This is a genomic window from Pseudomonas sp. GW821-FHT02A08, from assembly GCF_059422045.1.
In genome coordinates this window covers 37,044-44,541 of the sequence record NZ_JBWKWD010000048.1, presented here as the reverse complement: position 1 = coordinate 44,541, position 7,498 = coordinate 37,044, and the positions used below count along the sequence as shown (strand labels likewise).

Genomic DNA, 7,498 nt, shown 5'->3' with positions numbered 1-7,498 from the left:
GTGGTGGGTGATGACGGGATCGAACCGCCGACATTCTGCTTGTAAGGCAGACGCTCTCCCAGCTGAGCTAATCACCCGTTTGCATCTCCGAGGCCGCGAAATTTACGCAGGTAGAGAACCTAAGTCAATACCCTGCTTGAAGTTTTTCGAAAAAAGACAAAATTGTGTATAGGCAGCAAGACCGTTTTCGCGAGCAAACCCGCTCCCACAGGGGAATGCATTCCAAATGTGGGAGCGGCGGTGCGACGATTCGACTTGCTCGCGAAAGCAGCACATTCAACATCTATCCAGGAGCTTACTCGCTGTAAATCATCTTTTTGGTCATGCCGCCATCGACCACGAATTCCTGCCCGGTGACAAAACCGGCATTCTTCGACAGCAGCCAGGCCACCATCGCCGCGACATCCTCAACCGTCCCCACCCTGCCCGCCGGATGCTGGGCATGATCCGCCTCGGTCAATGGTTCGGCACGCCGCGCCGATGGGTCGCGCGCATCGATCCAGCCAGGGCTGACGGCATTGACCCTGATTTCCGGCCCCAGGCTAATGGCTAACGCATGGGTCAGGGCCAACAAGCCGCCCTTGCTCGCCGCATAGGCCTCGGTGTCGGGCTCCGATTGCGCGGCGCGGGTCGAGGCCAGATTGACGATGGCGCCGCTGTGAGCGCGCAGGTACGGCGCACAGTGCTTGGCCAGCAACATCGGCCCACTGAGGTTCACCGCCAACACCCGATTCCAGTGGGCCAGGTCGAGGCTTTCCAGGGTGATGTTATGCGGATCGGCAACCGCCGCATTGCACACCAGCGCATCCAGGCGCCCGAACTGGCCGAGCACCTCGGCCACGCCCAGCGCGACCTGCCCTTCATTCGAGACATCCATGGCGATGAACCAGGCGTTGTCGCCCAGCACTTTCGCCACTTTCGAACCGCGCTCCCGGTCCAGGTCCGTCAGCACGACTTGCCAGCCTTCGCTGATCAGCCAGGCCGAGATCCCCAGGCCAATGCCCCGCGCAGCACCGGTCACCAGCGCTACGCGGCCATTCGAGCCGGTGGTCGGCGCAGACAACTCGATCACAACGCAGCCAGACCGCGCGCCAGATCGGCTTGCAGGTCCGCCACGTCTTCCAGGCCGACCGCAACACGGATCAGACTGTCACGAATGCCCGCCGCTTCACGCTCCTGTGGCGCCAGGCGACCATGGGACGTCGTGCTCGGATGGGTGATGGTGGTCTTGCTGTCGCCCAGGTTGGCGGTGATCGAAATCAGGCGCGTGGCGTCGATAAAGCGCCAGGCCCCCTCTTTGCCACCCTTGACCTCAAAACTGACGACCGCACCGAAACCCTTCTGCTGGCGCAGCGCCAGCTCGTGCTGCGGATGGCTCTTGAGACCGGCGTAATGGACTTTCTCGATGCCTTCCTGCTGCTCCAGCCACTCGGCCAGTTGCTGGGCGTTGGCGCAATGGGCCTTCATCCGCAGGTTGAGGGTTTCCAGGCCCTTGAGGAAGATCCAGGCATTGAACGGGCTGAGGGTCGGCCCGGCGGTACGCAGGAAGCCGACCACCTCTTTCATCTGCTCGCTGCGACCGGCGACCACGCCACCCATGCAACGGCCCTGGCCGTCGATGAACTTGGTGGCCGAGTGCACGACGATGTCCGCGCCCATCTTCAGCGGCTGCTGCAAGGCCGGGGTGCAGAAGCAGTTGTCGACCACCAGCATCGCGCCTTTGGCGTGAGCGATTTTCGCCAGTTCGGCAATGTCGACCAACTCGGCCAGCGGGTTGGACGGCGACTCGACGAACAGCAGCCTGGTGTTGGCCTTGATCGCCGCGTCCCAGCCGGACAGATCCGCCAGGGCAACGTAATCGACCTCGATGCCGAAACGCTTGAAGTACTTTTCGAACAGGCTGATGGTCGAGCCGAATACGCTACGCGACACCAATACGTGATCGCCGGCGCTGCACAGGCTCATCACCACGGCCATGATCGCAGCCATGCCGGTGGCGGTGGCCACGGCTTGCTCGGCGCTTTCCAGAGCGGCGATGCGCTCTTCGAAGGCGCGTACGGTCGGGTTGGTGTAGCGCGAGTAAACGTTGCCCGGTACTTCCCCGGCAAAACGCGCGGCGGCGTCGGCAGCGGTGCGGAATACATAGCTGGAAGTGAAGAACATCGGATCACCGTGTTCGCCTTCCGGCGTACGGTGCTGACCGGCACGTACGGCCAGGGTATCGAACGCTACGCCTTCGAGGTCGCTGTCCAGCCGACCGGCATCCCAATCCTGACTCATGCTGTCACTCCTTTCCCTATTCTCGTCAATTAAAAGCCGGATACAAAACCGGCCCCTCAGGGCCGGTAGAAACTCAGTTGTTGTACAGGTCGATGATCGCGCTGACTGCCTGCGTCTTGACCTTGGAGGCATCGTTGCGTGCCTGTTCGATCTTGTTCAGGTAAGCCTCGTCGACGTCGCCAGTGACGTACTGGCCATCGAACACCGCGCAATCGAACTTGTCGATCTTGATCTTGCCGCCACCGACCGCTTCGATCAAGTCAGGCAGATCCTGATAGATCAGCCAGTCGGCGCCGATCAGGTCAGCCACGTCCTGGGTCGAACGGTTGTGCGCGATCAGCTCGTGGGCGCTCGGCATGTCGATGCCGTAGACGTTCGGGTAGCGAACCGCTGGCGCCGCGGAGCAGAAGTAGACGTTCTTGGCGCCGGCTTCGCGGGCCATCTGGATGATCTGCTTGCAAGTGGTACCGCGAACGATGGAGTCATCCACCAGCATCACGTTCTTGCCGCGGAATTCCAGTTCGATGGCGTTGAGCTTCTGGCGTACGGATTTTTTCCGCGCGGCCTGGCCCGGCATGATGAAGGTCCGGCCGATGTAGCGGTTCTTCACGAAGCCTTCGCGGAACTTCACGCCCAGGTGGTTCGCCAGCTCCAGCGCGGCGGTGCGGCTGGTATCCGGAATCGGGATGACCACGTCGATGTCGTGGTCCGGACGCTCGCGCAGGATCTTCTCGGCCAGTTTCTCACCCATGCGCAGACGGGCCTTGTAGACCGACACGCCGTCGATGATCGAATCCGGACGCGCCAGGTAGACGTGTTCGAAGATGCACGGCGTCAGGGACGGGTTGGTCGCGCACTGACGGGTGTACAGCTTGCCCTCTTCAGTGATGTAGACCGCTTCGCCCGGTGCCAGATCGCGAATCAGGGTGAAGCCCAGCACGTCCAGGGAAACGCTTTCCGAGGCGATCATGTACTCGACGCCTTCGTCGGTGTGACGCTGGCCGAAAACGATCGGGCGGATGCCGTGCGGGTCGCGAAAGCCCACGATGCCGTAGCCGGTGATCATCGCCACGACGGCATAACCACCGACGCAACGGTTGTGCACGTCGGTGACGGCGGCAAACACGTCTTCTTCGGTCGGCTGCAACTTGCCGCGCTGGGCCAGCTCGTGCGCGAACACGTTGAGCAGCACTTCCGAATCGGAACTGGTGTTGACGTGGCGCAGGTCAGATTCGTAAATCTCCTTGGCCAGTTGTTCAACGTTGGTCAGGTTACCGTTGTGCGCCAGGGTGATGCCGTAAGGCGAGTTGACGTAAAACGGTTGAGCTTCAGCCGACGTCGAGCTGCCCGCGGTTGGATAACGCACATGGCCAATGCCCATGTGACCGACCAGGCGCTGCATGTGACGCTGCTGGAACACGTCACGCACCAGGCCGTTATCCTTGCGCAGGAACAACCGGCCATCATGGCTGGTCACGATACCGGCAGCGTCCTGGCCGCGGTGCTGGAGCACGGTTAGCGCGTCATACAGCGCCTGATTGACGTTCGACTTACCGACGATACCGACGATGCCACACATGCGACGCAACCCCTACTTAATGGATCTGAACTGAGCACTACTCACTGAGGCGTTTTGGCCATCGGCAAGAGTTGCTCCTTGAACGGAATATCAGCGGGTACGCTGATTCCGCTGGCAAGCCACTGACTGCTCCACCCGAGAATCAGGTTTTTGGACCAGTCGGCGACCAATAGAAATTTTGGCACGAGCTGTGACTCTTTCCACCACCCGTCCTGCTGTACCGGCCCCAGGCTCAACAGCCCGACGGCGATGACCACCAGCAACCCGCCACGGGCGGCGCCAAAGGCCATGCCGAGGAATCGGTCGGTCCCGGAGAGCCCGGTGACGCGAACCAGTTCGCCGATAAGATAATTGATCATTGCGCCTACGATTAGAGTGGCGACAAACATGATGGCACAGCCCGTGATTATACGTGCCGATGGCGTTTGAATGTACCCGCCGAGGTACTCGGACAGTGAGCCACCGAACATCCAGGCTACGACTCCTGCGATGATCCAGGTCAGCAGCGACAGTGCTTCTTTGACGAAGCCGCGGCTCAGACTGATCAATGCGGAGATGGCGACGATTGCTACGATCGCCCAGTCAACCCAGGTAAATGGCACAGTGCAGCCTACAGACGGATAAGGCGGCGCATTTTAGCAGAGCCCATGCTTATCGGTAAGCTGCGATTGTCAGTGCATTTCATATCGAGGCGATAGTTTTAGCCACGTTCCGGCTGAAAGCGCACCACAAACCCCTTGAGGTTCTGCTGGCGGTTCAGCAAATCCCGCAGCCGGTCGGCTTCGGCACGCTCGATCAGCGGCCCGACAAACACCCGGTTTTTGCCATCGGCGGTACGGATGTAGGCGTTGTAACCCTGGCTGCGCAGGGTTTTCTGAAGCTTTTCCGCACTTTCACGGTTCGACAGGCTGGCCAGTTGCACCGACCAGCTGACGGACAAGCCATTGGCATCGACGCGGCTTTGCGTGGTGTCCGGCTTGCCCGGTGCCGCGGTGATCGGCTGGGCAGGCGCCGCTGCAGGCTTGGCCGCCAAAGCCGGGACCGGCGCCGGTGCAGGCGGCTTGGCTGCCGGCGCTGGAGCCGCAGGCGCTGGAGCCACCGGAACAGCTGGCACTGCCGATTCCTGCTGGGCGATTTCGTCATCGCTCGGCACGGGCTCCTGGGGCAAGGCTTGCGGCTCGGGCACCACCACGGGCTCGACCTGTACCTGGGGCAACGCTGGCGCCTGCGGAGCCGCGGGCGCTTCGACCGTCACCTGGCGCTGTTCGTCCTGGCGGGAAAACAGCATCGGCAGAAAAATCACCGCCAGCGCGACCAACACCAGGGCGCCAACCATACGCTGTTTGTATGCCTTATCCAGCAATGCCATTTGCCGCTTCCTCCGTGGAGCGCCGGGCCAGCCATTCAAGGGCCTCGGCGACACAATAAAATGATCCGAACAACAGGATTTCGTCGTCGCTCGTAGCCTGCGCGCACTGCCCTTCCAGGGCGGTCGCTACGCTGCCGTATGACGTGACCGACGCACCAAGAGCTTGCAACGCGTCGTGCAAGTCCGCAACCGGACGCGCCCGAGGCGAATCCAGAGGTGCGACAGCCCAGTGCTGGACACTAGCATTCAATTCGCCGACAACACCACCCAGGTCTTTGTCCGCCAGCAGCCCGAACACCGCCAGACGCCTGCCGACCGGCGGGCGACTGGCCAGGCGACGAGCCAGATATTCCGCCGCATGGGGGTTGTGCCCCACATCCAGCAAAAGATTCAAGCGCTTGCCCTGCCACTCGATCTCACGGCGATCCAGACGACCGACCACCTTCGTTGCCCGCAGCGCCTCGACAATCTGCCCATCCACCCAAGGCAAGCCGAGCAGCAGGTACGCCTGCAACGCCAGCGCAGCGTTTTCCATCGGCAGATCGAGCAGTGGCAGGTCGCGCAGCTCAACTACGCGCCCTTGCCCATCGACACCACGCCATTGCCAGGTGTGATCGGTCACACCGAGGTCAAAATCGCGCCCACGCAGGAAAAACGGGCAATTGAGCTCGCGCGCCTTGTCCAGCAGAGGTTGCGGGGGATTCAGGTCGCCGCAGAGCGCAGGCGCGCCCTGACGGAAGATACCGGCCTTCTCGAAGGCCACGGACTCTCGGGTATCACCCAGGTAATCCGCATGATCGACGCCAATACTGGTGACCAGCGCCATGTCGGCGTCCACCACGTTGACCGTGTCCAGACGACCGCCCAGACCGACTTCCAGCACCACTGCATCGAGCCCGGAGCGCTGGAACAGCCAGAATGCCGCCAGGGTGCCCATTTCGAAGTAAGTCAGGGATGTGTCGCCACGCCCGGCCTCTACCGCGGCAAAGGCCTCGCACAGCTCGGCGTCCGTGGCTTCGACGCCATCGACCGTTACCCGCTCGTTGTAACGCAGCAGGTGTGGGGAATTGTAGACCCCCACTTTCAAGCCCTGGGCCCGCAGCAAGGACGCCACGAACGCACAGGTGGAACCCTTGCCGTTGGTCCCGGTGACCGTGATCACCCGAGGCGCCGGCTTGCCCAGTCCCATGCGGGACGCTACCTGCTGCGACCGCTCCAGGCCCATGTCGATGGCCGAAGGGTGCAACTGTTCAAGGTAGGCGAGCCATTCGCCAAGGGTACGTTGGGTCATAGGCTGGCAGGAACCGGTGGAACCACGATCGGTTCGATGGGTGCAGCCACGAACTTCGGCGTCGGCAGGCCCATCATTTGCGCCAGCAGGTTGCCCAGACGCGGACGCAGTTCCTGACGGTCGATGATCATGTCGATGGCACCGTGCTCCAGCAGGAACTCGCTACGCTGGAAGCCTTCCGGCAGTTTTTCACGCACGGTCTGCTCGATCACGCGCGGACCGGCAAAACCGATCAACGCCTTCGGCTCGCCGACAATCACGTCGCCCAGCATCGCCAGACTGGCGGAAACGCCGCCGTAGACCGGATCGGTCAACACGGAGATGAATGGGATGCCTTCTTCACGCAAACGAGCCAGCACCGCGGAGGTCTTGGCCATTTGCATCAGGGAAATCAGCGCTTCCTGCATGCGTGCACCACCGGAAGCGGCGAAGCAGATCATCGGGCAACGTTTTTCCAGGGCGTAGTTGGCGGCGCGAACGAAACGCTCACCGACGATGGCGCCCATCGAACCGCCCATGAAGGAAAACTCGAACGCCGAAACCACCACCGGCATGCCCAGCAAAGTACCGCTCATGGAAACCAGCGCGTCTTTTTCGCCGGTCTGCTTTTGTGCTGCGGTCAGGCGGTCCTTGTATTTCTTGCCGTCGCGGAATTTCAGACGGTCAACCGGCTCCAGGTCCGCACCCAGCTCGGCACGGCCTTCAACATCGAGGAAGATGTCGATACGGGCGCGGGCGCCGATACGCATGTGATGGTTGCACTTGGGGCAAACGTCCAGGGTCTTTTCCAGCTCCGGACGATACAGCACAGCCTCGCAAGACGGGCATTTGTGCCAAAGACCTTCAGGCACCGAGCTCTTTTTGACCTCGGAACGCATGATCGAAGGGATCAGTTTGTCTACTAACCAGTTGCTCATGCTTTCTTTCTCCAGTACCGGCGGCCCGAACGCTCTGGTTCGCGGCCCCGTGTATGCCCTAG

The 7,498-nt window shown here is 61.7% G+C and carries 7 protein-coding genes and 1 tRNA gene; all 8 read right to left on the bottom strand.

The window, feature by feature from the left end:
- Window position 1: 1 nt before the first annotated feature.
- Window positions 2-77, bottom strand: a tRNA-Val gene (locus AC07W4_RS25170).
- A 218-nt stretch (window positions 78-295) separates the two neighbouring features.
- Window positions 296-1,072 (bottom strand): SDR family oxidoreductase, encoded by a 777-nt coding sequence (locus tag AC07W4_RS25165; RefSeq protein WP_495034377.1) that lies wholly within the window; start codon window positions 1,070-1,072, stop codon window positions 296-298.
- Window positions 1,069-2,280, bottom strand: a complete 1,212-nt coding sequence (locus AC07W4_RS25160) for an O-succinylhomoserine sulfhydrylase (RefSeq protein ID WP_008047312.1) — start codon at window positions 2,278-2,280, stop codon at window positions 1,069-1,071. The genes AC07W4_RS25165 and AC07W4_RS25160 overlap by 4 nt, the downstream gene beginning before the upstream one ends.
- Before the next feature lie 73 nt (window positions 2,281-2,353).
- A complete protein-coding gene (purF, locus tag AC07W4_RS25155) occupies window positions 2,354-3,859 on the bottom strand; it encodes an amidophosphoribosyltransferase (protein ID WP_007975670.1) in 1,506 nt (501 codons plus the stop codon).
- 41 nt (window positions 3,860-3,900) lie between these two features.
- A complete protein-coding gene (locus AC07W4_RS25150) occupies window positions 3,901-4,461 on the bottom strand; it encodes a CvpA family protein (RefSeq protein WP_007975669.1) in 561 nt (186 codons plus the stop codon).
- A gap of 98 nt (window positions 4,462-4,559) precedes the next feature.
- A complete protein-coding gene (locus tag AC07W4_RS25145) occupies window positions 4,560-5,228 on the bottom strand; it encodes an SPOR domain-containing protein (RefSeq protein ID WP_495034376.1) in 669 nt (222 codons plus the stop codon).
- Entirely contained in the window at window positions 5,212-6,519 is a 1,308-nt protein-coding gene (gene folC / locus AC07W4_RS25140; protein ID WP_495034375.1) for a bifunctional tetrahydrofolate synthase/dihydrofolate synthase, read from the bottom strand. The genes AC07W4_RS25145 and folC overlap by 17 nt, the downstream gene beginning before the upstream one ends.
- Entirely contained in the window at window positions 6,516-7,436 is a 921-nt protein-coding gene (gene accD, locus AC07W4_RS25135) for an acetyl-CoA carboxylase, carboxyltransferase subunit beta (protein WP_008047319.1), read from the bottom strand. Before accD ends, folC begins: the two co-directional genes overlap by 4 nt.
- Window positions 7,437-7,498 lie beyond the last annotated feature (62 nt).

What these genes read in the sequence shown, in the direction of transcription:
- accD (WP_008047319.1), bottom strand. Translation starts at nt 7,436, where the DNA reads ATGAGCAACTGGTTAGTAGACAAACTGATCCCTTCGATCATGCGTTCC.
- purF (WP_007975670.1), bottom strand. Translation starts at nt 3,859, where the DNA reads ATGTGTGGCATCGTCGGTATCGTCGGTAAGTCGAACGTCAATCAGGCG.
- folC (WP_495034375.1), bottom strand. Translation starts at nt 6,519, where the DNA reads ATGACCCAACGTACCCTTGGCGAATGGCTCGCCTACCTTGAACAGTTG.
- AC07W4_RS25160 (WP_008047312.1), bottom strand. Translation starts at nt 2,280, where the DNA reads ATGAGTCAGGATTGGGATGCCGGTCGGCTGGACAGCGACCTCGAAGGC.
- AC07W4_RS25145 (WP_495034376.1), bottom strand. Translation starts at nt 5,228, where the DNA reads ATGGCATTGCTGGATAAGGCATACAAACAGCGTATGGTTGGCGCCCTG.